Source organism: Citrobacter sp. Res13-Sevr-PEB04-36 (genome assembly GCF_015672735.1).
In the GTDB taxonomy this organism is placed as follows: Bacteria; Pseudomonadota; Gammaproteobacteria; order Enterobacterales; family Enterobacteriaceae; genus Citrobacter.
This window is the reverse complement of the sequence record NZ_JADABY010000005.1, coordinates 71,432-96,748: the sequence shown is the minus strand read 5'-3', so window position 1 is coordinate 96,748 and position 25,317 is coordinate 71,432. Positions and strand designations below refer to the sequence as shown.

Sequence of the window (25,317 nt, the reverse complement as noted above, 5' to 3'; positions counted from 1 at the left end):
CTCTTTATACGCAAAATTGGACTTAAAGGCAGTCAGACAGCGGCGTAATTTGTCGGCGCTATCCGTCCGCCGTATAAGATTAATACTGACTTTCTAATCTATTGAATTTAAAAAATTAATCTATTAATAATCAAATATTAAAAAAGATTGTCCGCCAATAGCGATAGACTGCGCCGAACGTGTTTGACCAGGTATTCTTTTTTCATGTCTGTTGCTACTGCATCCCGACGCCTTTTGCCGGGACTGCTGTCTTTGTGTGTCGTGTTGTCATTACCGTGTATCGCCAAAGTTCAGCCACCCTTATCTAATGCCTCCTTAAGCTATGCGGCGCAGTCGCGTATGCGTAATCGTGCCCGGTTGTTGAAGCAGTATCATGCGCAGGTAAAAAAACAGGCCAGCTACGTGGTAGAAGGTAATGCGGAAAGTAAAAAAGCGCTGCGCCAGCAGAATCGTGTACTGATAAAACAGCACCCGGAATGGTTCCCAGGCCCGCTTAAAGCCAGCGATCATCGCTGGCAGGAACTTGCTGAAAATCCCCATTTCCTCAGCAGCGATCACCTGCACAACATCACCGAAGTGGCGATTCATCGTCTTGAGCAGCAGTTAGGTAAACCATATCAGTGGGGTGGCACTAGTCCGGACGAGGGGTTTGACTGCAGCGGTCTGATTTTCTATGCCTACAATAAAATTCTGGCGGCGAAACTGCCCCGTACTGCTAATGAAATGTATCACTACCGGCGGGCGACGATTGTCTCTAACCGCGATCTACGGCGCGGAGATTTACTGTTTTTCCATATTCACAGCCGGGATATTGCCGATCATATGGGCGTCTATTTGGGGCAGGGGCAATTTATTGAGTCACCACGCACCGGCGAAACGATCCGAATCAGCACCTTGTCTGAACCTTTCTGGCAGGATCATTATCTCGGCGCCCGTCGTATTCTTACGGAGAATACGATCCTTTAATAGAAAGGCGGTACTTTCAGCACCGCCTAATCACACGTTAGCTCAACGCTCCCATGATTTTTAATTCCAGCTCATCCGGCACTTCATTATAAGACAGTACCTGTAACCCCGGCGCGAACAGGCGTGCGTAGCGAGCGAGCAGCGGACGTAACTGTGGAGCGACCAACAATATCGGTTCTTTACCCGCAGCTTTCATTTGTTCTTTTATCTGCGGCATATTGGTCTGGAACTGATTAAGCATATTCGGATCGACCGGTACGCTGTCGAGCATCACTTTACCACTTTGCTGTGCCTGATTGACCACGTTTGCCAGTAAGTTCTCCAGCTCACTATTGAGGGTGTAGACCGCCAGCTCATCTTTGCGCACAAATGGGTGGGTAATGCTACGGCGCAGCGCAAGACGCACATCTGCTGTCAGCAAAATAGGATCTTTGGTGGTTGCACTGCTGGCGACCAGCACGGTGGCAATGGTGACGATATCGCGCAATGAAACGCCTTCAATAAGCAGCGTCCGATAGACCTTCAATAACTGGCTGTAATTCAGCGCCGCGCTGAGATCTTCCGCCAGACGCGGAGCCATGGAGGACAGGCGGTTGTGCAACTGCGTAATATCATCGTAATTAAACAGATCGGGAATGTAGCGACGAATAATCTTATTCACGTGCGTGGCAATGACGCTGGCGCTATCAATAACCTGATACCCCATATTTAACGCTTTGGCCTTTTGCGCCGGTACAATCCAGGTGACGGGCATACCGTAGGCTGGGTCGTTACCTAATACGCCATCTATTTCACCGTAGGTTTCACTGGAGGGCAGTGCCATCAGCTTATCCGAAGGGATATCCGCCTCATCCGCTTTAATCCCATTGATAAAAATGGCGTACTGCGTGGGTTTCAATCTGAAGTTTTCGCGGATACGAATCTCAGGCAACAACACGCCGTTGCCGTCAGAAATCACCTGCCGCACGCCGCGAATACGCTGGGTCAGCGGATTACCTTTGGATTTATCGACCAGCGCCACTAGCTTATAGCCCAGACTCAGGCTAATAGGTTCAATGAGCGGAATGGTTTCCCAACTGACCTGCTGCTCGGTGGTTTCGGTGATGGTTTTGGTCAGCGTTTCGAGATTTTTCTCTTCGGTCTCGGCGACTTTCGGACGCTTGCTCATGCGCCAGGCGGTGAACCCTAACAACGCCGTAAAAACCAGGAACGGGAAATGTGGCATACCCGGCACAACGGCCAGCACGAACATAATGCTGGTGGCGGTGTAGAGTACTGAGGGGCTGGCCAGCAACTGGCTACGTACGTCGGTGGCAATATCGCCGCTGTCGCTGACGCGCGTGACGATAATCGCCGCCGCCGTCGACAGCAACAAAGACGGGATCTGTGCAACCAGGCCATCACCGATGGTCATCAGCACGTACTGTTGGAACGCCGCTTCAGCGCTTAAATCATATTTAAATATCCCAATACAGACGCCGCCGATCAGGTTGATCGCCAGAATCATCATCCCGGCTATGGCGTCCCCGCGCACGAACTTTGAGGCACCGTCCATTGCACCGTAGAAATCAGCCTCACCTGCGACGTCTTTACGTCGCGTTTGCGCCTGTGCCTGGTTGATCAACCCGGCATTCAGATCTGCATCAATCGCCATCTGTTTACCGGGCATTGCGTCCAGCGTGAAGCGGGCGGACACCTCGGAGATACGTTCAGCACCTTTGGTGACCACGATAAAGTTGATGATCATCAGGATGATAAACACCACAAAACCGACCACAAAGTTACCGCCGATCACCACCTGACCGAAAGACTCAATTACTTTACCAGCGGCACCGGCACCCATATGTCCATGCAGCAACACCACGCGTGTTGACGCCACGTTTAGCGTCAGTCGCATCAGGGTAGTGATCAGCAAAATGGTTGGAAACAGGCTGAATTCAAGCGGTCGTTTAGCGGAAACGGCCACCAACAGCACCATCACCGCCAGCACGATGTTAAAGGTGAACAGAATATCCAAAAGGGCAGGCGGTAACGGCAGGATCACCATCGCCAGAATACACAGGATCACCAGCGGCACGCCGATATTGCCGTTACGCAACAGTGCCAGGAATTGTTTAGTTGTTTTCGGCATCCAGTTTAAGAACCTCTTTTGGAATGGAAATATGTCTGTTCAGTGAAGGGCGTGCTTGTGCACCGTCACGCCAGTGTTTCATTTGCAGGACGTAGGTCAGGACGTGGGCAATCGCCCGATAAAGTTGAAACGGAATTTGCTGATTCACTTGGGTGGTGTAATAAACAGAGCGTGCCAGCTTGGGAAACTCAACGACTTCAATATTGTTTTCTGCCGCTACCTGGCGGATATACAGTGCAATTTCATCCGTGCCTTTAGCGACAACGAACGGCGCGGCGGCGCGGGCCTGGTCATACTGTAAGGCGACGGCGTAGTGCGTCGGGTTGACGATTACCACGTCGGCTTTCGGTACCACTTTGCGAATTTGACCCATCGCCATTTGCCGTTGCAAACGGCGGATCCTCGCCTTAACCTCCGGCTTACCTTCCTGATTTTTATATTCTTCTTTAACTTCCTGCTTGGTCATTTTCAGGCCTTTGGTGAACATTTTTTTCGCCAGAGGGACGTCCACGAGAGCAAAAAAGATAAACAGGATGACAAAGTTACGCATCACGCTACTGTAGAGCGACAGGCCGTCGCTAATCGCCTGTTTAAAAAACAGTTCTTGTAACCCGAGAAACGAGACAAAATTGTTGCGCAGGGTTATCCAGAGCATGACCAAAAGCACGAGTGCCTTCAGCGTCATTTTGCCTGTATCCACCAGATGGTCGGTTGAGAACAGACGGCCTATTCCCTTCATCGGACTTAATTTGCTGAAGTCCGGCAAAATTTTCTTCGGCAGGAATAACCACCCTCCCGGCACCAGCGAGGCAAACAGGGCGGCAACCGGCATCGGCAATAGCGTCAGGATAAATTTCCCGAGAATCAGCAGATGATGTTCGAGAAACTGGCCGATGATGTCTGGATCATTAATGTTTTGTGCGTACTGATGCACGCTGATGAAGCTTTCGCGCACGAAATCTTCGTACCAGGGAAAGCTGCTGGAAATCACCATAAATGCGGCAAACAAGCTGGCGGCAAGCCCCATGTCTTTTGAGCGTGGGAGTTGCCCCTCTTGTCTGGCTTTGCGAAGTTTTTGCGCCGAGGGTTTTTCTGTTTTTTCTTCGCTGCTGCTATCCGCCATAGTGCCCCTTCAGCGCATCGAGTTGCTGCAGGACAAAATTGGCCAGGTGCAGATAGTGATCGGGTAGGTTGTAAAGTAGGGTAGCAAAACAGACCAAGCCTGCCAGCATGTTAATAGGAAAACCCAGGGAGTACAGGTTAAGCGGAGGCGCAATGCGGTTCAGCAGGCCAAAGCAGCCCTGAACAATCAGCATGATAAACGTGGTCGGTAGCGCTAGCAGTGTGGCTGCCGCAAGTACCCAGCCCAGCGCCAGGGAAATAGTGCGCAGAGATTGTGGATGCAGCGCATTGCCAATCGGCCAGTAGGTAAAGCCTTTGAATAAAATGCTCACCAGCAGCAGATGCCCATCCATCGCAAAGAACAGAATTACCGCGTAAACGTTGAGCATTTCCGCCAGTACCGTCGTTGACGCACCGCTGCTGGGATCGTTCATCACCGCCATGCTCATTCCCATATTAAACGAGAGGATCTGCCCGGCTAACTGGAGTGCTAAAAACAAAAACTGCAGCATCAGGCCGAACAACATACCCCACAGAAACTGCTCTGCGGTCAGGATGATGCTGTTCATTGACAGCAGGCTGGTGGGGATGGGATGGGGGATCAGCGGCGTAATAATGAATGCCAGCGCCAGGGACAAAATAATGCGTACGCGGACAGTCAGCGCGGCGTTATCCAGCACAGGCGCATAGTGTATGAACGCCATAATGCGCACAAACGGAAACCACATGCCCAGGATCAGGCTGCTTAGCTGTGTGATATCGGTTTCGCGCATGTCAGTGCACCAGAATGGCGGCCTGAGTGAACAGATGCACGCAGAGATCACTCAACTGGACGATCATCCATTTCCCGGCAATCCCTAATACCGCCAGCGTGACAATCAGTCTGGGTAAAAAGCTGAGGGTCTGTTCGTTAATCTGCGTCACCGCCTGGAAAATGCTGACCAGTATACCGACCAACAGGCTGGGCACGACCAGCACGCAGACCAGGATAATCACGACTTTTATACCGCTGGCGACAATATCGGCTGCTACATCAATAGTTAACATGATTATCCTAGCCCCAGACCGCGAATACTGGAGGTGAGCGTTCCTACAGTTAACGCCCAGCCATCGATCAGTACAAAGAGCATCAGCTTAAAGGGCAGAGAAACTATCAACGGCGATAGCATCATCATCCCCATTGCCATCAGCACACTGGCGACAATCAGGTCGATCACCAGGAACGGAATGTAAATGATGAAGCCTATCTGAAAGGCCGTTTTCAGTTCGCTCAGAACATAAGCAGGGACAACAATGGAGAGATCCTGATCCGCTGCGTTACCTTGCGCATTGGCGATCGTCATGATCTGCGCAATGGCTTTTTTGTTGGTCTGCGCCAGCATAAAGCGTTTCAGTGGCGAGGCGGCGGTACTGAGTGCATCCGGGAGTGTGATCTGGTCGTTTTCAAAAGGCACAACCGCATGGTCGTAGATGTTGATCCAGATGGGCCGCATCACCAGCATGGTTAACGACAGTGCAATGCCAATCAGGATGCGGTTAGGCGGTGTTTGCTGCAGCCCCAGCGCCTGACGTAGCAGAGAGAGGACAATAATAAAGCGGGTAAAACAGGTCATCATCAGCACCAGCGTAGGCAAAATGCCTACCAGCGTCATCAGCAGCAGAACCTGAATCTTGACGCTGTATTCCTGGCTGTTACCGTGTGAAATGATGTTCAGTAACGGGATATCTCCCCCTTGCGCACAGGCAAAGGGAGAAAGGATGAGCAGCGAGATACCCAGTACCAGGGTGAAGGTAGACGCGCGTTTCATGGGGCCAAGTCGTTGATTTCATGGGTGTTGAATTCAAGGACCCGTAGGCCATATTTTTCATTAACCACCACCACTTCTGCCTTACCCAGCAGGATATTATTTACTTTAATATCCAGTGGTTCGCCCGCGAGTTTGTCCATCTCAATAACGGTGTCGTCATCAATATTCAGCAGATCGGATAGCATTATTTCTACAGAAGAGACTTCCAGCGTTAACGTTACCGGAATACGCTTGAGTAGCGTCATTGACTCGGAAAAACGATCCTCTAAACGCGCCACCAGCGTTTCGGTAACAGAGTGTGCGGGTGGCGTACCTTCAGTGGCTAACTCAAAACTTTGCTCTAAAATATCTTCTTGCTTACTCATAGGATTTCTCAGTCTTACTCGTTAACTCGGATAAAAACAGTTTGTCTTTATCTTCTACGATCATTGCGTTAAATAATTCAGATTTCCCGATATACACAGGGAAACTATCAGGCATTGCAATAGGTAAAATATCCCCCGGCTTAATGGTTGTCAGATCGGCAACATTGAGGGGGATTTCTGCAATCTTCACGTTCATGGTGAGCGGCAGCGTATTAATGATCTCTTTTATCAGAACTTTTTTACGCGTTTCGGTACTTGCTTTATCAATCTGCCTTTTTTTATCGCCATGTTCGCTACGACGAATTAAATTCAGAATGTAATCCGTATGTGAATCATCCAGCAAGATTCTAAAACTGCACTTCTCGTCATCACCCAATACAAATGTGAGCTGGTAGGCCCAGTGCGTTTGTATCGTGCTGCTGTCAGGTTTTAACGTGAGCGGAATACCTGAGATATTTTTATTAAAAATGAGGTTGCTGATATCCACAGCCAGTCGACTTTTCAGCCTGCTTTCTGTTTTAGTTGGTAAATCATCCTGCGGCTTTTCATCATTAATAGAAGATTCCAATCCGTAAAAATTACCTAACAGCGTTAACAGTAATGAACGATCTATATCAAAGGCCAGATGACCTATCTGAGAAACTAACAGTTCAGCACTCTTATTAACAACATCCATTTCACAATGTATTTTTTTAAGTGTTATATTTGTGCGATGCTTTTTCAGAAAATAGTTTCCGAGATGTGATTCAATTGTATCGAAATTACCCGTAAACATAGTCGGCAGACGATGATATGGACGTCCAAGCCGGTTTCCTTCAAGTTTAAAGATTCCGGGAGTTTGACTATATTTCAGCATGGTACACTTTCTCAGCTGTAAATTTGGGAGCGGATGAATTTATATCGAGTTCCGCAGTTATCAAAAAAAATACAGATCCATTTAATTTATTGTTCATCCTTGACGCTTTTCCCCTGTCGTTGGAATCCATTACCTATGAGTTACGCTACCTGCGATCGTCTATGATGCAGGGCTGAATATTAGATTATTTGTCACTTCACTCTGCAAGTTATTAATGACGCGCTTCTATAATTAAAAAATAATTAATTGTATAAATGTGACCTTGTCCTTCAGCGAGTTCGCTCTTTTTGGGGTGTTTGAATAGCGTTTTTTTTATTCTGCTTTATATGTAACTTGCTGTTTTTATTGTAATAATATTTTTATTATCTTTTAATTTAAGATTGTTCTCACCACCAGTGGTAATATTTTTTTAGGAAAAACCTTATTTGAGCATAGTCCTCAACAGGGCTGCTCTGTGAAGGGGCGGTAGAACATGAACAAGGATGGGATTAAAACATGGCACGGGCGATATTTATTATTCGATAATGTGCTTTTTTTTGAATGATTTGTATATTTCTCGTTATGGATGTTAACTTTACTTCTAAGTGTAAAATAATCATGTTTGAACTTATTGCCGAAGCTGCTTCCAGCATCAATGCATTTGCACTGGCCAGACGTATTGCTGCTTTTAATGTTCCTGTTCTTATTCATGGCGAAACAGGAACAGGTAAAGAGTGTGTTGCAAAATTTATACATTCTATTGCATTTGCACAGGACTCTCAGGCACCTTATATCGGTGTTAACTGTGCTGCTATTCCTGAAAACATGCTCGAAGCCACGTTGTTTGGTTATGACAAAGGTGCATTTACCGGCGCCGTCACGACCGTGCCGGGAAAAATGGAATTAGCCAATAATGGCACTTTACTGCTCGACGAAATTGGTGATATGCCGTTAGCGCTACAGGCGAAGATTTTGCGTGTTTTGCAGGAGCAACAGGTTGAACGTCTGGGCAGTAATCGTTTAATTAAGCTTAACTTTCGCTTAATTGCCTGCACCAATAAAAATCTTGAAGCTGAAGTTGCCGCTGGACGTTTTAGGGAAGATCTCTTTTATCGTATGTCGGTTATACCAGTGACGATGCCGCCGCTGCGCGAGCGCATGGAAGATATTATTCCGCTGGCTGAATCCTTTATCAAAAAATACTCCACGGTGCTGGCAAAAAATATCAAACTCTCGGAATCATCACGGCGAGCATTACTCAGCTACACCTGGCCGGGTAACGTGCGCCAACTCGAAAATGCTATTCAACGTGGCATGATCCTGAATCGTGATGGCGTAATTTATCCCGATACCTTGGGACTTCCGTCAGTGGAGTCAGATTCCTGGAGTGAGCCAGAATGGCAGCCTCAGACTAGCCCGAAAATAAGTGAAAGCGATAATCTGGGTCAGCATGGCCGTAGTGCGCAATATCAATATATTGCCGATCTGATGCGCAAATATCAGGGTAATAAAACCAAAATTGCAGATTTGTTAGGCATTACTCCACGCGCGCTTCGTTATCGTCTGGCGTCAATGCGAAAACAGGGAATCGAAATCTTCTCCTGAATCCGTTGGTGGTGCAGCGAGCATTTTTTTAATTTTAAGAGTAGGTCATGAGCATATATACGATAACCCCAGCCAGCACGATGCAGACGCAGATGATGCAGGACATGCAGCAGATGAAATCGATCGCGCAGGCACCCGTCCTCTCGCCAATGCAGATTAACACCGTTGGCGCTCAGCCAGCGTCATCTCCGGTCTCATTCGGTCAGATCCTGCAAGGCGCGTTGAATCATGTTGATCAATTCCAGCAGGTTGCAGAACAAAAGCAGACGGACATCGACATGGGCAAAAGCGATGATCTTGCGGGGACAATGATCGCCAGCCAGCAGGCATCATTATCGTTTTCCGCACTGGTGCAAGTAAGAAATAAAGTGGCTTCTGGATTCAACGACCTGATGAGCATGTCAGTCTAACGCTATGAATGAATTGATAAAAAAATTAACGCAATCTTTCCCTGCTGTATCCTTAAAACTGGACGGGAATAAGCGCTGGGCGTTACTGGCGGCAGCCGCTATTGCTGCCACGGCGATTATTGTCAGCATGCTGTGGAACGGGAATCATGGCTATGTCTCGCTATACGGTCGCCAGGAAAACCTGCCGGTTTCACAGATTGTCACGGTGCTGGATGGTGAAAAGCTGGAATACCGTATCGATCCGCAAAGTGGGCAGATTCTGGTTCCGGAAGATGCGCTTTCCAAAACGCGGATGACCCTTGCCGCCAAAGGTGTGCAGGCGATGTTGCCCAGCGGCTATGAGCTGATGGACAAAGATGAAGTGCTGGGTGCCAGCCAGTTTGTGCAGAACATCCGCTACAAGCGGAGCCTGGAAGGTGAACTGGCCCAGAGCATTATGACACTGGATTCTGTAGAGAATGCCCGTGTGCACTTGGCATTGAATGAAGATAGCTCGTTTGTCGTTAGCGACGAACCGCAAAACAGCGCCTCGGTTGTTGTTCGTCTTCATTACGGCAGTAAGCTGGATATGGACCAGGTCAATGCCGTTGTACATTTGGTGTCTGGTAGCGTTCCTAATCTCAATGCCAATAAGGTCAGTGTTGTTGATCAGGCTGGCAATTTACTGTCTGACGGTATTGGCGCTGGTGAAGCGGTTTCTGCGGCGACGCGTAAACGTGACCAGATTCTGAAGGATATTCAGGATAAAACCCGCTCCAGTATGGAAAATGTCCTCGACTCTCTGGTTGGCGCTGGCAACTACCGGGTGAGCGTTATGCCGGACCTCGATCTCAGCAATATTGATGAGACTCAAGAGCATTATGGCGACGCACCGAAACTGAATCGTGAAGAAAATATTCTTGATAGTGATACCAGCCAAATCGCAATGGGGATACCGGGTTCGTTAAGCAACCGCCCGCCGGTCGCTGAGAACCAGCCTGCGAACGCCGGAAATGGCGCGAATAACGCGACGGAGCCTCGTCAACCTGCTGCCTTGTCGAAACATAGTGAAAATAAACGGGATTACTCCTGGGACCGTAGCGTCGAGCATATTCAGCATCCTGGATTCGCGATTAAACGTTTGAATGTAGCCGTTGTGCTCAACCAGAGTGCGCCAGCTTTGAAGGACTGGAAACCGGAACAAATCGCGCAGTTGACGGCCTTGTTAAATAACGCCGCCGGGATTAATGCACAGCGCGGCGATAATCTTTCGCTATCGCTGCTCAATTTTGTTCCGCAGTCGGTACCTGCCGAGCCGGTAATCCCTCTGTGGAAGGATGACAGCATTCTGGCCTGGGTTCGCCTGATTGGCTGCGGCTTGCTGGCTCTACTGTTACTGGTATTCGTCGTACGTCCATTAATGAAACGTCTTACCGCTGAGCGTCGCAAGACTACGGCACCTGAGCTGGCGCTGGACGCCTCTCCGGTTGCTATTCCTGTGGTCGCGCCAAATTTTGCGGCGGCTGATGACGAACGCAAAAATATCGAACTGCCTTCATTCCCTGGCGACGACAGCCTGCCTTCGCAGAGTTCCGGCCTGGAAGTGAAGCTGGAGTTCCTGCAAAAACTGGCGATGAGCGACACCGATCGCGTAGCTGAAGTTCTCAGACAATGGATAACCAGCAATGAGCGAATTGACAATAAGTAACGGCAGTAACAACAGCTACCTGGAGCAGGCTGCAATTTTATTGCTGTGTCTGGGAGAGGAAGCGGCTGCGACGGTGATGCAGAAGCTCAGTCGCGAAGAAGTCGTTCGTCTGAGTGAAAATATGGCGCGTCTGTCTGGAGTGAAAACCAGCATGGCGAAAAAAGTGATTAATAACTTTTTTGATGAGTTCCGTGAGCAAAGCGGCATCAACGGCGCGTCACGCTCAATGCTGCAAGGGATCCTGAATAAAGCGCTGGGGAGCGAAATCGCCAGCAGTGTGATCAATGGGATTTACGGCGATGAGATCCGCTCGCGTATGGCGCGTCTGCAGTGGGTTGAGCCGCGTCAGTTGGCCATTTTGATCTCAGAAGAACACTTGCAGTTGCAGGCTGTATTTCTGGCGTTTCTGACCCCGGAGATCTCCGCCACAGTGCTGTCTTACATGAGTGAATCGGTGCAAAACGAAATCCTCTATCGGGTGGCGAAACTGAATGATGTAAACCGTGACGTTGTCGATGAACTGGATCGTCTGATTGAGCGCGGGCTGTCGGTACTGTCCGAACATGGCTCGAAAGTGAAGGGTATCAAGCAGGCCGCGGATATTGTTAACCGCTTCCAGGGTAATCAACAGCAGATCCTCGACCAGCTTCGTGAACGCGATGAAGATGTTCTGGAACAGTTGCAAGATGAAATGTATGACTTCTTCATCCTGAGTCGCCAAAGCGACGAAGTGCGCCGTCGTCTACTCGACGAAGTACCGATGGAAGACTGGGCGGTGGCGTTGAAAGGAACCGAAGCACTGCTACGTCGTTCTATTTATGCCGTCATGCCGAAACGTCAGGTCCAACAGCTGGAATCGATTACCTCACGACTTGGCCCGGTACCTGTCAGCCGTATTGAACAAATCCGCCGTGAAATCATGGGGATTGCCCGTGAGCTTGAAGAAGCGGGTGAAATTCAGCTACAGCTGTTTGCTGAACAGACTGCGGAGTAAACCATGGCGATTGAAACCATTCGTGGTCGTTACCGGCTGCACCGCTTTCCTCCTCGTCAGCGTCATCTTCAGGCTGAACAGCTCACGCCAGGTATTACCCCGGCGGACTATCAGCGTCAGTTAATGGATGGCTTCCAGGAAGGGCTGCAAAAAGGCTTTGAGCAAGGAATGGCTGAGGGACAGGAGCAGGGCTTTCAGGAAGGCTATCAAAAAGGGCAGGAAGAAGGTACGCGTCAAGGGTATACCGAAGGTAGCCTTGCCGGGCAGCAGGAAGGACGTAAACAGTTTGCCCAAGCAGCACAACCGCTGGATGGTATTTCTGGCAAAGTGAATGACTATTTGGCACACATTCAGCGTAAACAGCGGGAAGACCTGTTACAGCTGGTAGAAAAGGTGACCCGGCAGGTGATTCGCTGTGAGCTGGCGCTACAGCCCACCCAACTGCTCTCACTGGTCGAAGAGGCGATCTCAGCTTTCCCGACCATGCCCGAGTCATTACAGGTTCTGCTGAGTAACGAAGAGTTTAACCGCATCAAAGATGCTGCCCCGGAAAAGGTCAATGAATGGGGACTGACCCCCTCAGCTGATTTGCAGGCGGGCGAATGCCGGGTCATTACCGATAAGTCAGAGCTGGATATCGGTTGCGAACACCGTCTTGACCAATGCATGTCTGCATTAAAAGAGACACTATTACCGGAGTCACAGGGTGAGTGACCTTTCATTCTTTGACAACGCGCTGCGTTCCATTGAGTCGATCCCGCTCGCCCGAGTTGCCGGGCGGCTGGTACGAATGAACGGTATTTTGCTGGAGAGCGTGGGCTGTCCGCTAATGACCGGCCAGCTATGCCGTGTCGAAAGCGCTAACCACACGTTAATCGATGCGCAGGCGGTGGGGTTTAATCGCGACATTACCTACCTGATGCCTTTCAAACATCCCGTTGGGTTGATGGCGGGGGCTCGTGTTTTTCCGGAAGAAAAAGCCCAGGATATCTTGATCGGCGAAAGCTGGCTTGGCCGGGTGATCAACGGCCTTGGCGAACCACTGGATGCCAAAGGACGACTGACCGGCAATGACGTGCTGCCGTCTCAAGCCCCGTCAATCAACCCGCTTACCCGCCAGTCGGTCAATCAACCGCTGGATGTTGGCGTGAAAGCGATCAACGGTTTATTGACTATCGGTAAAGGTCAGCGTGTCGGGCTGATGGCCGGCAGCGGCGTGGGGAAAAGCGTGCTGCTAGGAATGATCACCCGCCAGACCAAGGCCGATATTGTCGTGGTTGGGCTGATCGGCGAGCGCGGGCGTGAAGTCAAAGAGTTTATCGATCACTCGCTGGGTGCGGAAGGGCTGGCAAAATCGATTGTTGTTGCCGCTCCAGCAGATGAATCCCCCCTTATGCGCTTAAAAGCCACCGAGCTGTGCCACTCAATCGCTGCCTGGTTCCGCGACCGTGGTCATCATGTTTTACTGCTGGTGGATTCACTCACCCGTTACGCCATGGCGCAGCGTGAAATAGCCCTCTCTCTGGGCGAGCCTCCGGCGACTAAAGGCTATCCGCCGTCGGCATTTGGTATGATCCCAAAGCTGGTGGAAAGCGCAGGTAACAGTGAAAGCACTGGCTCGATGACCGCCATCTATACGGTACTGGCAGAAGGGGACGATCAGCAGGATCCGATCGTTGACTGCGCCCGTGCGGTACTGGACGGACATATTGTTTTGACCCGCAAATTGGCGGAAGCCGGGCATTACCCGGCTATTGATATTGGTCAGTCGATCAGCCGCTGTATGAATCAAGTGATCCCCAACGAGCACCAGCAGTCGGCCCGGTTATTAAAGCAAAACTATGCAGCCTACATGGAAATAAAGCCTCTGATCCCGTTAGGTGGCTATGTGGCTGGTGCCGACCCAAGTGTCGACAAAGCCGTCAAAGTGTTCCCCGCCATTGAGCGTTTTCTGCGCCAGGAAGTCAGCGAGCCCGCTTCCCTTGAACTGTTACAAAGCCGCTTGAAAGCCCTTTTCCCAGTGGCAAAGAAAACTGAAGGTAAATAAGGATGCGGCAGATTATTGATACCCTCGCACAATTGCAGCGTCTGCGAGATAAATCGGTAAAAGATATGACGGTGCAGCTTGCTAAACAGCAGCAGGTTTGTACGGGGTTTGAAAATAACATCAAAGCCCTCGGCTATCTTATTCAAAAAACCGGCACCGGCGTTGAGGCGCCTTCCGTTGAATCACTCAAAAATGTGACCGGATACAAGGGCACGCTGCGCACGGTTATTGCCTGGCAGGAGCAAGAGAAAACGCTGGCTAAAATCAAAGAGCAGCGTATTCAGAAAAACCTGGTATCAGCGGCATGTGAAGAGAAAATTGTCGCCATGACGCTGGATGATAAGCGCCACGAATTAAATCATGAGGCGATTGTTAAAGAACAAAAAGTGGTGGATGAGATTGCCACGCAGTGCTGGTTAAGACAGAAGATGCTGAGCTAACACTATAAATAAGCACATCGGGATTTGTAGATATATTTAAGAGGTATTAATGTTTAATGAAAGTTGGATAGCGGAATTAAGTAAAAAACTTACTCCGGCAATCACAGTAAACTATATTGATAACATGTACAGACATGAGATTGTCAATGGGGCTGATGATCTCTCGTGCATTGGTATAGAGTTGGGTGTGGCAAAAGGTATCTTCTCAAAGAGAATGATGGAAAGTGGGAAGTTTTCTTCATACTATGGTGTGGATTTATATGGTGATATTCATGACACTAAGGAATATAAGGAAACAATAAAGTACGTTGGATTTGAAAACAATTACAAACTACTTAGAATGTCTTTTGATGATGCACTTGATGTATTTGATGATGAGTACTTTGATTTTATTTATATAGATGGTTTTGCTCATACGGGGGAAGAGGGAGGGAAAACAATTGCAGATTGGTTTTGCAAATTAAAAGTAGGTGGGGTTCTTGCTGGTGATGATTACCACGCTGATTGGCCATTAGTCGTATGGGCTGTAAACGATTTTGTTAAAAAAACAGGACTACAACTAACAGTTACCAGAAATGTTGAATCTCAAAAATATTGTCAGTATCCAACTTGGTTTGTAGTGAAGGAACAGAACATCAGAATTGCGCCTGATGAGATATTGGTTAAAGTGGCTATGCTGGAAAAAGAACGAATTCATCATGATCGTATGAAAAGGTTTACTAATATTTAGTTCTGCATATTACTTTTTGCTGAGAGAGTTGAACTATGAGAATAGTTATCACCTTTGGTACATTCGATGTCTTCCATATTGGACATTTAAATATTCTCGAACAAGCAAGTCGACTAGGGGATCGTTTGATTGTTGGGGTTTCTACAGACGAATTAAATGTCTATAAGAAAAATAGAAATCCAATTTATGGACAATCTGATAGGTTTAGAATTATTCATGGGTTAAAATGTGTGTATGACGTTTTTTATGAAGAATCGCTAGATAGAAAATTAGAGTATATAAATCGTTACCATGCTGATGTACTTGTGATGGGGGATGACTGGCAAGGTAAATTCGATAGTTTTTCTTGTGCTTGCGATGTGGTCTACTTGCCTAGAACGCCATCTATTTCAACAGCTTCTATTATTGAAGTTGCAAAGGGGATGTGATTTTAATTTAATCCTTGAATATATCTTATAACCTATATTAATGACTGCTTTGAGGTTTGCATGCGCGTTAAAAATATTTTCTCACATAATGACTTGAATTTCATATCACAGTTCTCTTTTCCTGAAATAGTAAATCAAGGTGATTATAATAACAAAAAAAAGAATGTGGATTTATTGGCCGGGATACAATTAATGATAGAGAGCCTGTAACGATAGTTGGTGATATTAAACCTGGGAATGGTAGCGGTAGATTCAAAGTAATATCATTTCATACCACGGATGAGTATTATACATCGTATGCTAAAAGATTAGAAAAAAGTTTAATAAAGTATAACGTTGACTATGTTATTTCTGCTATTGAAAGCAATGGTGACTGGGAGAATAATTGTGCCTATAAAGCCGACTATATATACAAGATATGGCAAGAATCCGATGTGCCAGTTGTTTGGTTGGATGCTGACGCGACATTAGAAAGAAAACCAGAATTATTTTCTAGTCTTAATGCAGACTTTGCTATTCATAAATGGACGTGGGATATTGAAAATCCTGACTCAGGATGGCAGTTTGCATCAGGAACGTTATATTTTGGTAAGACTGACTTAGCTGGTAAATTGCTTAAGCAATGGGTTTTAAGGTGTCATTCAGATCCTTTTACTTGGGACCAGGAACATTTATCATCAGCTTGGTGTGATATTAATTGCTTGCATCCATTGAAGACGTTTTTTCTGGCAAGAGAATATTTGCAAATTGATGGTGCTACCGAGTTTAGCCCACCGGTTATTAAATATTGGCAAGCATCTAGATTATTAAAAAAAAGAAATGAAAGTGTATTTCATGAAGTTTTAAAAATTACAGATGAAGGTAAGTTTAATCGTCAAATAAATTGTTTGTGGCGAACGCCTGAAGAGCTATTTTGGATTGATGAAGGTGTGTCAAATATAATTCCGAATACAAAATTTGAATATCCTGAAGGGGACTATTTAAAAGATATGCTCTTTGATGCTATTGAGGGATCTTTTCCCGTTTTGGAAATTGGTTGTGGAATTGGGCGAATTGCAAAGTTATTTGATGCAGACAAATATATAGGGGTTGATGTTAATCCAAACGCACTAGTAAAAGCCAGAAATGTACTGCCAACACACTATTTTAGAATTCATGATAAAGGGTGTTGTTATCCAAAAGCTACTTCAGTGTTATTGTATACAGTCTTGCTACATATATCAGATAGTGTAATTTATGATTTTCTAAAAGAAGTTTGTAATAATAAAACTAAGATAGTTATTTCTGAACTTATGGATACAAGATGGCGTAGAGGGGGGAATCCACCTGTTTATAACCGAGATCCTGAGGATTATATATTGCTAATGTCTGAGTTAGGATTTAAGCTAATGAAATCAATAAAGCGAGAATATGAACGCTATAATAGGTCTCCGTGGAATATAGGTCGAGATAGTAGGATTACTACTCTAGTTTTTGAAAACAATAGATAACATTGTATATCAATTTATTTTTAAATAATCAAAACAGTTTAAATTTTAAATTAAACTGTTTTGAATGAATGTGGCTATTTGTTTTCAATCAATCAATCAATCAATCAATCAAACCAACCACTAACGACTCTTTTTCTAATCACTCCAGATTTTATTAATCGCAAGATAATCGGATTTTTGAGCGCCTTATCTCTTGTGTCGGCATCTACTATAATATGTTTGAAAAGTCGTGGTTCTACAGTGAATAAGATAGTGCTGAAATTACATATGACGGCAGTTGGGGCTAAACCGATCACGGGTAGAATCTCAAATGGTATATTATTAGGTAACGTGTATATACTATCTTCACCTAATGCTGAAATTATTTTTTCTCTATTATCAGCATGATTAATTGGATGCGCCTTGAAAATGATTTTGTCATCTGATTTGATGATTCCTGCCGCTTTCAACTTATGGATTTTTGTGACTTGTTTTTCTGTAATAGCATCATCTTTTTGACGATTAAAATATCCCGCCCCCATATACAATAAACTATTTTCTTGCTTAATTTCTCTTTTTATTTCGTTGATAGTGGTGTTTGTTAAGTTTAACAGTGATAGACAAAATGCTAGATTTCTGGGGTTGAGAGTTTTGATATTCGCAGTTTTTAATACTGCCGTATTTTTTTTGTATGTGTTTTTGAAAAGGTGAGTGGGGTGATGATTCCCAATCCATTAAATGATAGGTTACATTAAAAAAATTATGCCATAGATAATTCATTAACAATGGCCAAGATTCTCTAAGATAATCGGAGAAAGGGTTGGTTTCATCTTGCAGAATAGTTTTTAAATAATTAATGTGGGCGTTACTTACTTCAGGGAAAATGTCACTGCGTATTTTATCAAGTTCATATCGTTCACCTATACTTCTGATACCATCGTCATACAAATGTATTCGTATTTGCTCTCTTTTCAATATGTTAGATATAAATGCAATGATCGGGTAAAGTTCAACATTGGTAAATACAATATTCGAGTGAATTTCGACCGTGTCAGGATGATATTTTTTAATTATGTTGATGATTTTTGAGATGAAATTATGGGTGACAGCGTATTTTTGTTTGATGTAATAAGCATTAGTGCCTTTTAGCTGGAATGGCGTCAGCTCATTTCTATACCAACATATTATTTTGAGAATGCTTGTATCATATGCACATTCAGCAAAGTCTAACATCTGAGGGATGACAGGGACTGAACCTGATGAAAGATAGATTTTCAAAATATTCATAACGTTAATCCTGTTTTTTTCTAACATACAGTATCGTTTAAAATATCTATGATTAAAGTCTCCATTTGCCGGCAGGCATGAGTACTGTCACCAGGGAATAATCTTGAGGAAGCCAGCTCTCTGTCCATTGTTTTGTCATCTTTAAATAATGCTTTAGATAACACGCTGGTAATATTATCTGTAGTGAATGGATAACGGAATTCATTATTTATTGGCAATAGTTCATAGTTTGGTTCAAAATTAGCATGTGCGCCTGGCGCAATATCCAGTGTTAAGATCGGTTTTTTAGTTAACAGAAAATCAAACATGATAGATGAGTAGTCTGTGATCAATGCATCAAAACGATTTAAAAATGGATAGACATCAGTATCGGCATCGATAAAGTAAAAGTTATTAATATTCAAAGCATTACTATCAAAATTGACTGCGCGGTATGGGTGGGTTTTTATAAACACATCTATGTTGTTTTTGCTCGTGTACAGAAGGATCTGTGTGAGCATTTCTTTGCTTAAAACTTCGGTGTTGTCGAAACGTTGCCATGTAGGGGCAATAAAAATCTTTTTCCTTTTACTGGCGATTCCTTTCATGGTTCTGGTATCGAGTTTTGAACCCAAAAGTTCCAGTGGCGTGACATTACGTAGCAATACTTCATTACGTGGATAAGAGGTATTTATAATGTTGTGACAGCCAAAGACATCCTGCCAATAATCATTTAGTATCTCTGCTGTACTTAACACATAGTCCGCACGAGAAGCCCAGGCCAAAGATGTGCCAAAACCTGGATCGCTCATGCTGAAATAAGGGGTAAGCTGTAATAATAAGTTTTTTACAGAGATACCATGCCAAAGTTGAATGTGCTTGGCACCTTCAAGACTGGCGAAATATGACCAATTACGGTGTAAGCTATGATGTGGGTTCACACAAAAAATAGCTATTTTTGCTTCCAGAAATAAATTGATAGTTGCATCATTATTTTCCCTATTAAATGCACTGGAAGGTTATGCTGTATTAACATGTCATAGACAGACTCATTCCATGTGCACCAAATGCATTCTATCTGCTGATTTTTTACCATATGTAGATATAGGTATTTCGTATTATCAGAAAAAGCATCACGATCAAAAAAAAGAATACGTTTTTTGTTCTTTTTCTTTTTGCGTGAAACTTGTGATAGTACCTGACAAAGTTGACTGTCTATAACTGGGTAGCTATTCATCGTCATGCTTAAATTCCCATGGGTTCATTTTTTATTGATTATCAACTAAACAGTTTTTTCTGCAGACTTTGCAGTAACGTATTCATATCTAACGGAAGTGGAGGATTTAACAGGCTATCGATCTCTTTAGCGGCTCGTTCTCCCGCCCGGCCATCCATAAACGCATCACAATAGTGGTGGCGAATTTCATCTAGCGGTATTTTCGATGTAGCCCAGTCAAAATCACCAGATAACGAGGTGCGTAATGTCTGAATATCGTTTGCAACAGGCAGGAACTCGCGGATACGCTGATCTGCACTATCGGGGGTGGAGAAACTTTGCTGGCCATCCAGTAGTGAAGTCATACCTGACCAGCTCAGTAAAATGACGCGCTTATTCATATGAATAGCATCAAAAATAAACCCGCTGCTATCTGTCAGAATGTAATCAACGTGTGCGATAAGCGCCAGGAGATGTTGAGGGCAATCGATCCTTTTCTTTAAATGTCGGTGTGCCAATGCGAGAGATGACGCTTCTTCTGGTCTGTATTGGGTTCCGTGGTGTAGTTTGGTGACAATATTATACTCATTACTGAGTCGGCCTAGCTTTTCCGCCCAGTGTGGGAGTGAACTTAGCGCACCATAAGTTGGGGCATACAGGATCGTCTGTTTTTTAGCATCCAGCTTTAGGCTGGCAGGAAGCGTGGTATCATAGTGGCCGTTGTGCCAGGCATCAAAACGGGGATTGCCAACCACTTTTGCACTTCCACCAATATCAAGCGCCTGCTGACTGTAGTGGCTGTAGCAAAGAATGCGATGATAAAAAGCATTCCACCAGGCATGATTCCACTCTTCTTTTGCCAACCCATACATGGCGCGGACGTGAAGATCAGAAAGACCGGAGAGTAATGGTGTGTAATAAGGGCTAACAAGGCATTTGTAGCGCAGGCGTTGTTCAATTACCTCTGAAAGAGGCATACCTCCCAGTGCAGGATCATTAATGGTTTTGATCGTTGCTAACATTTCATCTAAAAATGATTTATGGGTTCTATCACTCACTAACAGTGAGCAAGAATGACCCATAGCTTGTAGCGCAGTAATGATGGGCTGATAAACGGCATAATGCAGAGACGTTTCCATATAGAAGCCAATCGTATTGTGACTTGTATAAGCCGGTCGTATTTGGCTGGAGGTTGCTTCTTTCTGAGGTTCTGGCGATTTATTTATTTTATTGAAGTAATAGCCAATATGATCAGTTTCTTTTTTCTCGATATCGCTATAACCTGCGCGTTGATAGCAAATGCTTGGATAGCAGGCGAGCCATTTACCTTTATGCAGTAAGCGTTGCCATTGTTTTTCAAGCGTATGTGATAGATCGCTTTCCATCTGGTGAGCCAGCGTAGGGTAGTAATGGCTGTTTACCAGATAGGCACAGACTTTATTGCAATCGCGCGCATGGATTATGCCGTTAAGGCTTTTTAGTTCATTCCCTCGTTTGATTTCCCCACCGAAGATGATCACTTCCCATGGGAAAGTTGGCAGAATATTGAGTAGAGAATTCAGTACATGTATATGCTTTTCCTGTTTAAGGATAATGCTATCATCTTCCAGCAACAGATAGTTCTTCCAGCGCTGTTGTTCAGCCAGTTTGAGTGCCTGAAGGTGGGACTGGCGTCGACCCGTTTGTCCATTTTTAGCTTCACATGCTGCCAGACGGGTTATTTTTTCTGCAGGAATATTGAGCTGCACGAGCTCTTGCTGAATGAGCGTCAAACGATCTGGGCGTGAATTCATATTCACGATCACGACTTGATCAATGTTATCCCAGCGGATCGGTTGATTATGGGTCGCATTATGAAGACTTTGATACCAGTTTTTCAGCATAGGATCCGCGATAGACTGGGCCAGGGTCGTATCCAGTGGTTCACTTGCCCCCAGTACAAAATCTTTATCAAATGTATTGTGGCTGTGTGAGATGCAAATAATAGTGCGTTCACCCGGCAATTGCAGAGGATTGACGGTGAAATTATTGGTGAAACCTTCTTCTTCACCTAAATTACATTCATCATTGTAACGGTGCTTTTTTAAATAATTGCGGTGGTAGCAAAATGTACCATTAAGGATATTTTGTGGTCCAAAACTACGGCTTTTAAAGATGCGATTAATATGGCTGTACCAGATTGGGATCTGATCGGAACCTGAAATTAATGCCCGATGGCGCTGCATCATCTCGATGGTGTAAGAGATTTTATCTGCTGGATAGTAGTCATCATCATCCATGCAAACGATATACTCGCCCTGTGCCAACGCGTTGAGCATATTACGCTTTTTACCCAGATCGAGTTTTTCTGGATGATAGATATAGCGGATATTGAATTTCTCAGGGTGATTCTGGGTCAACTTATCGATGATCGACTGGTGGCTTTGCGGGGAATCATCGAGGATCACCAACTCCCGGCGGTCGGCAGGGTAATCCTGGTAACGGAACATATAGAGCAAATAAGGTAAGAAAGCTGCGCGGTTCCACGTTGGGGTGACGACGCTGACAAAGGGTTTTTTGCGGCCAGTATCCAGTGTTTTAACAATGCCAGACATGACAGGGCGTGCTTTAGAGGATTCAGACATGGTGAGTTGTGTTCGCAGTTTGAAAAAGGACCGGGCATTCGCCCGGTCAACAGGCGCTAACGTGTGAGCAGTGAAAATGCGGAGAGCAGGGGGTCTCCCGGCAACATACTCAGAATGTGTTGTCGCAGAGAAATAGCATCGCTGCTGCTTCGCCAGTCTTCAAACAAGGCAAAAAGAGCATAAATGTCGTCATGACTCAGCGTGGAGTCATCCATTGTCCAAAGGCAAAGCAAGGTCCGAATCATAAAGAAATCGGTGGTGAGGTCGAAATAACGCTGAATAACGGCTTCGCTGTCATGTTGTGGGAAAGTATCATGATACAGGCGGTAAATCAGATAGTTACTGAAGATCCACGCTTCCTGTGCGAAATACTGCTCATGGGTTTTAAGCCATTGCTCCTGTAACTGCTGCTGGAGTAAAGCCTCACTGTTAGCATCCTGCAGCATCAGCAGGCTCACCTGCAGAGGCAATGTCAGCTTACGCGTACTTTCCGGTAGTAGATCCCAGTTAAATTCACAACTCCCCATGCGGGTAATTAATTCACGTTGAAGTTGGGGCAGGCTGGGCAGTTGCGCGAACTGATCCTGCAATTTTCCGCTTTGCGCATGATCCGCCAGAATCTGCGGTAACGACGCCAATTTTTCCAGCGTAGATTCGCTATCGCCGGGACATTTCTCGGAAAAAGACAGCATAATGCCCAGCGCATACAGGCGCAGCTCCGGCGATAATCCTGGAAGAGTGATGGTATTCAGAGCTGACTGATTTAATACCTGATCGCGTGGGGATAGCGCCCGGCAGTCTGGATTGGTCGCACATTTTGACGTATGCAAGACAAAGGCATTCGGATCGCCTAATGCAGCCTGACAGCTGGCAGGATCGATTAAGGCCAGACTCTGACGAACTTCCGTTTTCCAGCGTATTTTGACCAGTAAAGCGGAATCCGGATGGTGGGATAAAAACGACCGGACAAAGTCAGGTTCATAGCAATCAATCATACTCATAATTTGTTCTCAGCAATCCCAATATTCAAAATCTGGCTATACTATTTTTTAGTAATGCAATATCCATGCCTGAATTTTAATTATATTTATATCAATTAGTTAGGTGAGTCGCGGAAAGCCGGTTTCCGCGTCAGGGAAGGAAATTTTAGCGGTGGTAGATAAAATCTGGCTCAGTCCCTAAAAATGACTGAATAAATTCATATTGCCGGATCAGCAGTTCGCCATTCTTTTCGTTATAGGCTTTGCAACGTTCTGCTTTTTGTTCAAGGTTTTGCCACCAGACCTGCGCTGCGATTTTCTGCGGTGTGGGTAACCAGCTAAACACCTGCTCAAGACCCGCGCGATTGACGCTAACGCCTAATAACTGCAGGATCGAACGACGCTGCTGGCTGCTGTTTTTCAAACGCTCATAATGTTCTTGAATACAGTCATTTACCGCCAACAACTCTTCGCTGGCGCGACGGATCATACACAAACGCTGCTGCTCAAGCTGGGTTCGAAGCGTGTCATATAATGTTTCGTCTTCACGAATGCCCTGAAGCAGGGTTTTTACCTGCTGTAGCCTGGTGCTCACTTTTCTGGCCTCTTATTTCTGGAAAAAGCTGAGCATATCGCCAGCCAGCTGATCGGTATCAACCTGCATGTTGCCAGATGCCAGCATGGCCTGCATTTGCGCCACTTTGTCGTAATCAACGTCGCTTTGCGTATCGCTGTTCAGCGTTTGCTGAGCTGTCTGTAATCCAGCCTGCGTAATGTCATCGGCGGATAGCGTCGTAGAGCTGGTCGCACTGGTTTGTGCGGTGCTTTTGTCTGAACGTTCTGTTCCGGTCGCCGATGTTGGGCGGTTACCCGGTAGGGTTGGTGTAATCTTCATATCAACCTCGTGTATATTCCGTTGGGTTGTTTTGCTGTTGTCAGCTAAAAGCGACCGCAGTTGGAGAAAACTTTAGTCACATCACAAAAAATCACCTTACTGTTCCGCTGTGAGCGTTGCGACGATACCCGTCTCCTCAACCACGCCGCTAATTATCCGCTGGCTACTGGTGTTACGGATTTTTATCACATCTCCTTTGCGACCATTCTTCAAAGCCGTGCCTGGCATTGAGGCGGTGATCCCCGCCATATGAGACACGATCACCACGGGTTGGTCGCGTTTGACCAGCACGGGCTGGACCAGCTCGGAACGCGTAAGCGGTTTGCCTGGCTGCAGGGCGCGCTTGCTGGTGAGGCCAATTGCCTCATCCATATTCATCATCAACCCTTCTCGCTGGCCGCTGATATTGAATTTTTTGAGCTGCAGGTCGTCGGCTGTAATCACCGTATCCCGGGCAATCAACGACTTTGGCATCACCACCGGCACCGACACGTCGGGGCGTACCGCGACGTTAACCTGCCAGCCTGCGCTACCAGGACAGTTCACGATGAAATTCATTCGTGATAAAGCCATTTCTGGGGATGAGGCAGACGTTATCTGGGGAGAAGAAGCGCAAGGCATATGGGTGCTCACTGCTGAGGGGATATAGATAGTGAAGCTGTAACGGTAATCATGCCATTGCTGTTTCTGCGCCAGGGCCTCAATTTCATGGCTTGCGGCATTGAGTACCTGAGCATTGATCTGTTCCCGGGCGCTGTGTTGAACGGGATGGACGGTGGCATGAACGGGTAAGACAAAGCATAAAGCCAGCATGATTTCCGCGGCAAAGGGGAAAAATGGCTTCCTTCTGTTATTCGGTACTTTCATAAAATCATTTCTCATCAGTCACTTAAAAGTTGGCATGTATATTGCTTAAATAAACAATATTGATCCAGGAGTGATGCAAGAAATGGGAATCAGTTTTCAGCAGGCATTGGGTGTACATCCGCAGGCAGTGAAGTTACGTCTTGAGAGGACCGAGCTACTGACTGCGAATCTGGCAAACGTCGATACACCAAATTTCAAAGCTAAAGATATTGATTTTGCCGCTGAGATGCAACGGGCAAGTCGGACTAATGTGCAACCACAGGTTGACGTGAAATACCGCGTGCCGATGCAACCTTCAGAGGACGGCAATACCGTAGAGCTGAATACCGAGCAGGCCCGGTTTTCACAAAATAGTATGGATTATCAAAGTAGTTTGACCTTTTTGAATCTGCAACTTAGCGGTATCAACGAGGCCATTGAAGGAAAATAACC

Annotated in this window: 27 protein-coding genes; 12 read left to right on the top strand and 15 right to left on the bottom strand. The window is 46.0% G+C overall.

Annotated features, from left to right (window positions below):
• Positions 1–204 precede the first annotated feature (204 nt).
• Positions 205–966: a C40 family peptidase gene (locus IMQ48_RS01115; RefSeq protein ID WP_196207556.1), complete on the top strand. Its 762-nt coding sequence runs from the start codon at positions 205–207 to the stop codon at positions 964–966.
• A 37-nt stretch (positions 967–1,003) separates the two neighbouring features.
• On the opposite strand, the gene flhA is transcribed toward IMQ48_RS01115, so the two are convergent.
• From flhA to IMQ48_RS01080, 7 genes are read right to left on the bottom strand one after another with little or no spacing between them, the layout of a single operon-like run.
• Positions 1,004–3,097 carry a flagellar biosynthesis protein FlhA gene (gene flhA, locus IMQ48_RS01110; protein WP_196207555.1) on the bottom strand — a complete coding sequence of 698 codons (2,094 nt, stop codon included), beginning with the start codon at positions 3,095–3,097 and terminating at the stop codon, positions 1,004–1,006.
• Positions 3,081–4,220 carry a flagellar type III secretion system protein FlhB gene (gene flhB, locus IMQ48_RS01105; protein WP_196207554.1) on the bottom strand — a complete coding sequence of 380 codons (1,140 nt, stop codon included), beginning with the start codon at positions 4,218–4,220 and terminating at the stop codon, positions 3,081–3,083. The genes flhA and flhB overlap by 17 nt, the downstream gene beginning before the upstream one ends.
• Positions 4,210–4,992, bottom strand: coding sequence for a flagellar biosynthetic protein FliR (gene fliR, locus IMQ48_RS01100; RefSeq protein WP_196207553.1), 783 nt, complete (start codon positions 4,990–4,992; stop codon positions 4,210–4,212). Before fliR ends, flhB begins: the two co-directional genes overlap by 11 nt.
• Before the next feature lies 1 nt (position 4,993).
• The gene (locus tag IMQ48_RS01095; protein WP_196207552.1) at positions 4,994–5,266 is read right to left on the bottom strand and encodes a flagellar biosynthetic protein FliQ; all 273 of its coding nucleotides are present in this window, start codon (positions 5,264–5,266) and stop codon (positions 4,994–4,996) included.
• Between the two features lie 2 nt (positions 5,267–5,268).
• A complete protein-coding gene (gene fliP, locus IMQ48_RS01090; RefSeq protein WP_196207551.1) occupies positions 5,269–6,027 on the bottom strand; it encodes a flagellar type III secretion system pore protein FliP in 759 nt (252 codons plus the stop codon).
• Positions 6,024–6,392 carry a FliM/FliN family flagellar motor switch protein gene (locus IMQ48_RS01085; protein ID WP_196207550.1) on the bottom strand — a complete coding sequence of 123 codons (369 nt, stop codon included), beginning with the start codon at positions 6,390–6,392 and terminating at the stop codon, positions 6,024–6,026. The genes fliP and IMQ48_RS01085 overlap by 4 nt, the downstream gene beginning before the upstream one ends.
• Positions 6,385–7,248, bottom strand: coding sequence for a FliM/FliN family flagellar motor switch protein (locus IMQ48_RS01080; RefSeq protein ID WP_196207549.1), 864 nt, complete (start codon positions 7,246–7,248; stop codon positions 6,385–6,387). Before IMQ48_RS01080 ends, IMQ48_RS01085 begins: the two co-directional genes overlap by 8 nt.
• A gap of 597 nt (positions 7,249–7,845) precedes the next feature.
• Here IMQ48_RS01080 and IMQ48_RS01075 point away from each other — a divergent pair.
• The 10 genes from IMQ48_RS01075 (at position 7,846) to IMQ48_RS01030 (ending at position 17,058) form a co-directional block, all read left to right on the top strand.
• The gene (locus IMQ48_RS01075; protein WP_196207548.1) at positions 7,846–8,832 is read left to right on the top strand and encodes a sigma-54-dependent Fis family transcriptional regulator; all 987 of its coding nucleotides are present in this window, start codon (positions 7,846–7,848) and stop codon (positions 8,830–8,832) included.
• A 47-nt stretch (positions 8,833–8,879) separates the two neighbouring features.
• Positions 8,880–9,242, top strand: a complete 363-nt coding sequence (locus tag IMQ48_RS01070) for a flagellar hook-basal body complex protein FliE (RefSeq protein ID WP_196207547.1) — start codon at positions 8,880–8,882, stop codon at positions 9,240–9,242.
• A 4-nt stretch (positions 9,243–9,246) separates the two neighbouring features.
• On the top strand, positions 9,247–10,929 hold the full coding sequence (fliF, locus tag IMQ48_RS01065) for a flagellar basal-body MS-ring/collar protein FliF (RefSeq protein WP_196207546.1): 1,683 nt from the start codon (positions 9,247–9,249) through the stop codon (positions 10,927–10,929).
• Positions 10,907–11,923: a flagellar motor switch protein FliG gene (locus IMQ48_RS01060; RefSeq protein WP_196207545.1), complete on the top strand. Its 1,017-nt coding sequence runs from the start codon at positions 10,907–10,909 to the stop codon at positions 11,921–11,923. Before fliF ends, IMQ48_RS01060 begins: the two co-directional genes overlap by 23 nt.
• Before the next feature lie 3 nt (positions 11,924–11,926).
• Positions 11,927–12,637, top strand: coding sequence for a flagellar assembly protein FliH (gene fliH / locus IMQ48_RS01055; RefSeq protein ID WP_196207544.1), 711 nt, complete (start codon positions 11,927–11,929; stop codon positions 12,635–12,637).
• A complete protein-coding gene (gene fliI / locus IMQ48_RS01050; RefSeq protein WP_196207543.1) occupies positions 12,630–13,970 on the top strand; it encodes a flagellar protein export ATPase FliI in 1,341 nt (446 codons plus the stop codon). The genes fliH and fliI overlap by 8 nt, the downstream gene beginning before the upstream one ends.
• A 2-nt stretch (positions 13,971–13,972) precedes the next feature.
• On the top strand, positions 13,973–14,410 hold the full coding sequence (fliJ, locus tag IMQ48_RS01045; RefSeq protein WP_196207542.1) for a flagellar export protein FliJ: 438 nt from the start codon (positions 13,973–13,975) through the stop codon (positions 14,408–14,410).
• A 49-nt stretch (positions 14,411–14,459) separates the two neighbouring features.
• Positions 14,460–15,140 carry a class I SAM-dependent methyltransferase gene (locus IMQ48_RS01040; protein ID WP_196207541.1) on the top strand — a complete coding sequence of 227 codons (681 nt, stop codon included), beginning with the start codon at positions 14,460–14,462 and terminating at the stop codon, positions 15,138–15,140.
• Between the two features lie 35 nt (positions 15,141–15,175).
• The gene (locus IMQ48_RS01035; RefSeq protein ID WP_196207540.1) at positions 15,176–15,568 is read left to right on the top strand and encodes an adenylyltransferase/cytidyltransferase family protein; all 393 of its coding nucleotides are present in this window, start codon (positions 15,176–15,178) and stop codon (positions 15,566–15,568) included.
• A gap of 434 nt (positions 15,569–16,002) precedes the next feature.
• On the top strand, positions 16,003–17,058 hold the full coding sequence (locus IMQ48_RS01030) for a class I SAM-dependent methyltransferase (RefSeq protein ID WP_196207539.1): 1,056 nt from the start codon (positions 16,003–16,005) through the stop codon (positions 17,056–17,058).
• 104 nt (positions 17,059–17,162) lie between these two features.
• Here IMQ48_RS01030 and IMQ48_RS23160 read toward each other — a convergent pair whose 3' ends face one another.
• The 8 genes from IMQ48_RS23160 to flgA form a co-directional block, all read right to left on the bottom strand.
• Positions 17,163–17,693 carry a polysialyltransferase family glycosyltransferase gene (locus IMQ48_RS23160; protein WP_370551823.1) on the bottom strand — a complete coding sequence of 177 codons (531 nt, stop codon included), beginning with the start codon at positions 17,691–17,693 and terminating at the stop codon, positions 17,163–17,165.
• A complete protein-coding gene (locus tag IMQ48_RS23155) occupies positions 17,602–18,324 on the bottom strand; it encodes a hypothetical protein (protein ID WP_370551821.1) in 723 nt (240 codons plus the stop codon). The genes IMQ48_RS23160 and IMQ48_RS23155 overlap by 92 nt, the downstream gene beginning before the upstream one ends.
• A gap of 20 nt (positions 18,325–18,344) precedes the next feature.
• Complete coding sequence (locus IMQ48_RS01020; RefSeq protein WP_370551820.1) at positions 18,345–19,244, bottom strand: CDP-glycerol glycerophosphotransferase family protein; 900 nt, start codon at positions 19,242–19,244, stop codon at positions 18,345–18,347.
• A 337-nt stretch (positions 19,245–19,581) separates the two neighbouring features.
• Complete coding sequence (locus IMQ48_RS01015) at positions 19,582–22,143, bottom strand: glycosyltransferase (protein WP_196207538.1); 2,562 nt, start codon at positions 22,141–22,143, stop codon at positions 19,582–19,584.
• Positions 22,144–22,199: 56 nt separating this feature from the next.
• Positions 22,200–23,144, bottom strand: coding sequence for a lysine-N-methylase (locus IMQ48_RS01010; protein ID WP_196207537.1), 945 nt, complete (start codon positions 23,142–23,144; stop codon positions 22,200–22,202).
• Between the two features lie 145 nt (positions 23,145–23,289).
• Positions 23,290–23,718 carry a flagellar protein FlgN gene (flgN, locus tag IMQ48_RS01005; RefSeq protein WP_196207536.1) on the bottom strand — a complete coding sequence of 143 codons (429 nt, stop codon included), beginning with the start codon at positions 23,716–23,718 and terminating at the stop codon, positions 23,290–23,292.
• Between the two features lie 12 nt (positions 23,719–23,730).
• Positions 23,731–24,018, bottom strand: a complete 288-nt coding sequence (flgM, locus tag IMQ48_RS01000) for a flagellar biosynthesis anti-sigma factor FlgM (RefSeq protein WP_196207535.1) — start codon at positions 24,016–24,018, stop codon at positions 23,731–23,733.
• Between the two features lie 96 nt (positions 24,019–24,114).
• Complete coding sequence (gene flgA / locus IMQ48_RS00995; protein ID WP_370551822.1) at positions 24,115–24,831, bottom strand: flagellar basal body P-ring formation chaperone FlgA; 717 nt, start codon at positions 24,829–24,831, stop codon at positions 24,115–24,117.
• A gap of 136 nt (positions 24,832–24,967) precedes the next feature.
• Between flgA and flgB the strand changes: the two genes are divergently transcribed.
• Entirely contained in the window at positions 24,968–25,315 is a 348-nt protein-coding gene (gene flgB, locus IMQ48_RS00990) for a flagellar basal body rod protein FlgB (protein WP_196207533.1), read from the top strand.
• The last annotated feature ends 2 nt before the right edge of the window (positions 25,316–25,317 follow it).

Coding starts and splice junctions, on each gene's coding strand:
- IMQ48_RS01115 (WP_196207556.1), top strand. CDS start 205: ATGTCTGTTGCTACTGCATCCCGACGCCTTTTGCCGGGACTGCTGTCT.
- flhA (WP_196207555.1), bottom strand. CDS start 3,097: ATGCCGAAAACAACTAAACAATTCCTGGCACTGTTGCGTAACGGCAAT.
- flhB (WP_196207554.1), bottom strand. CDS start 4,220: ATGGCGGATAGCAGCAGCGAAGAAAAAACAGAAAAACCCTCGGCGCAA.
- fliR (WP_196207553.1), bottom strand. CDS start 4,992: ATGCGCGAAACCGATATCACACAGCTAAGCAGCCTGATCCTGGGCATG.
- IMQ48_RS01095 (WP_196207552.1), bottom strand. CDS start 5,266: ATGTTAACTATTGATGTAGCAGCCGATATTGTCGCCAGCGGTATAAAA.
- fliP (WP_196207551.1), bottom strand. CDS start 6,027: ATGAAACGCGCGTCTACCTTCACCCTGGTACTGGGTATCTCGCTGCTC.
- IMQ48_RS01085 (WP_196207550.1), bottom strand. CDS start 6,392: ATGAGTAAGCAAGAAGATATTTTAGAGCAAAGTTTTGAGTTAGCCACT.
- IMQ48_RS01080 (WP_196207549.1), bottom strand. CDS start 7,248: ATGCTGAAATATAGTCAAACTCCCGGAATCTTTAAACTTGAAGGAAAC.
- IMQ48_RS01075 (WP_196207548.1), top strand. CDS start 7,846: ATGTTTGAACTTATTGCCGAAGCTGCTTCCAGCATCAATGCATTTGCA.
- IMQ48_RS01070 (WP_196207547.1), top strand. CDS start 8,880: ATGAGCATATATACGATAACCCCAGCCAGCACGATGCAGACGCAGATG.
- fliF (WP_196207546.1), top strand. CDS start 9,247: ATGAATGAATTGATAAAAAAATTAACGCAATCTTTCCCTGCTGTATCC.
- IMQ48_RS01060 (WP_196207545.1), top strand. CDS start 10,907: ATGAGCGAATTGACAATAAGTAACGGCAGTAACAACAGCTACCTGGAG.
- fliH (WP_196207544.1), top strand. CDS start 11,927: ATGGCGATTGAAACCATTCGTGGTCGTTACCGGCTGCACCGCTTTCCT.
- fliJ (WP_196207542.1), top strand. CDS start 13,973: ATGCGGCAGATTATTGATACCCTCGCACAATTGCAGCGTCTGCGAGAT.
- IMQ48_RS01040 (WP_196207541.1), top strand. CDS start 14,460: ATGTTTAATGAAAGTTGGATAGCGGAATTAAGTAAAAAACTTACTCCG.
- IMQ48_RS01035 (WP_196207540.1), top strand. CDS start 15,176: ATGAGAATAGTTATCACCTTTGGTACATTCGATGTCTTCCATATTGGA.
- IMQ48_RS23155 (WP_370551821.1), bottom strand. CDS start 18,324: ATGAATATTTTGAAAATCTATCTTTCATCAGGTTCAGTCCCTGTCATC.
- IMQ48_RS01015 (WP_196207538.1), bottom strand. CDS start 22,143: ATGTCTGAATCCTCTAAAGCACGCCCTGTCATGTCTGGCATTGTTAAA.
- IMQ48_RS01010 (WP_196207537.1), bottom strand. CDS start 23,144: ATGAGTATGATTGATTGCTATGAACCTGACTTTGTCCGGTCGTTTTTA.
- flgM (WP_196207535.1), bottom strand. CDS start 24,018: ATGAAGATTACACCAACCCTACCGGGTAACCGCCCAACATCGGCGACC.
- flgA (WP_370551822.1), bottom strand. CDS start 24,831: ATGCTGGCTTTATGCTTTGTCTTACCCGTTCATGCCACCGTCCATCCC.
- flgB (WP_196207533.1), top strand. CDS start 24,968: ATGGGAATCAGTTTTCAGCAGGCATTGGGTGTACATCCGCAGGCAGTG.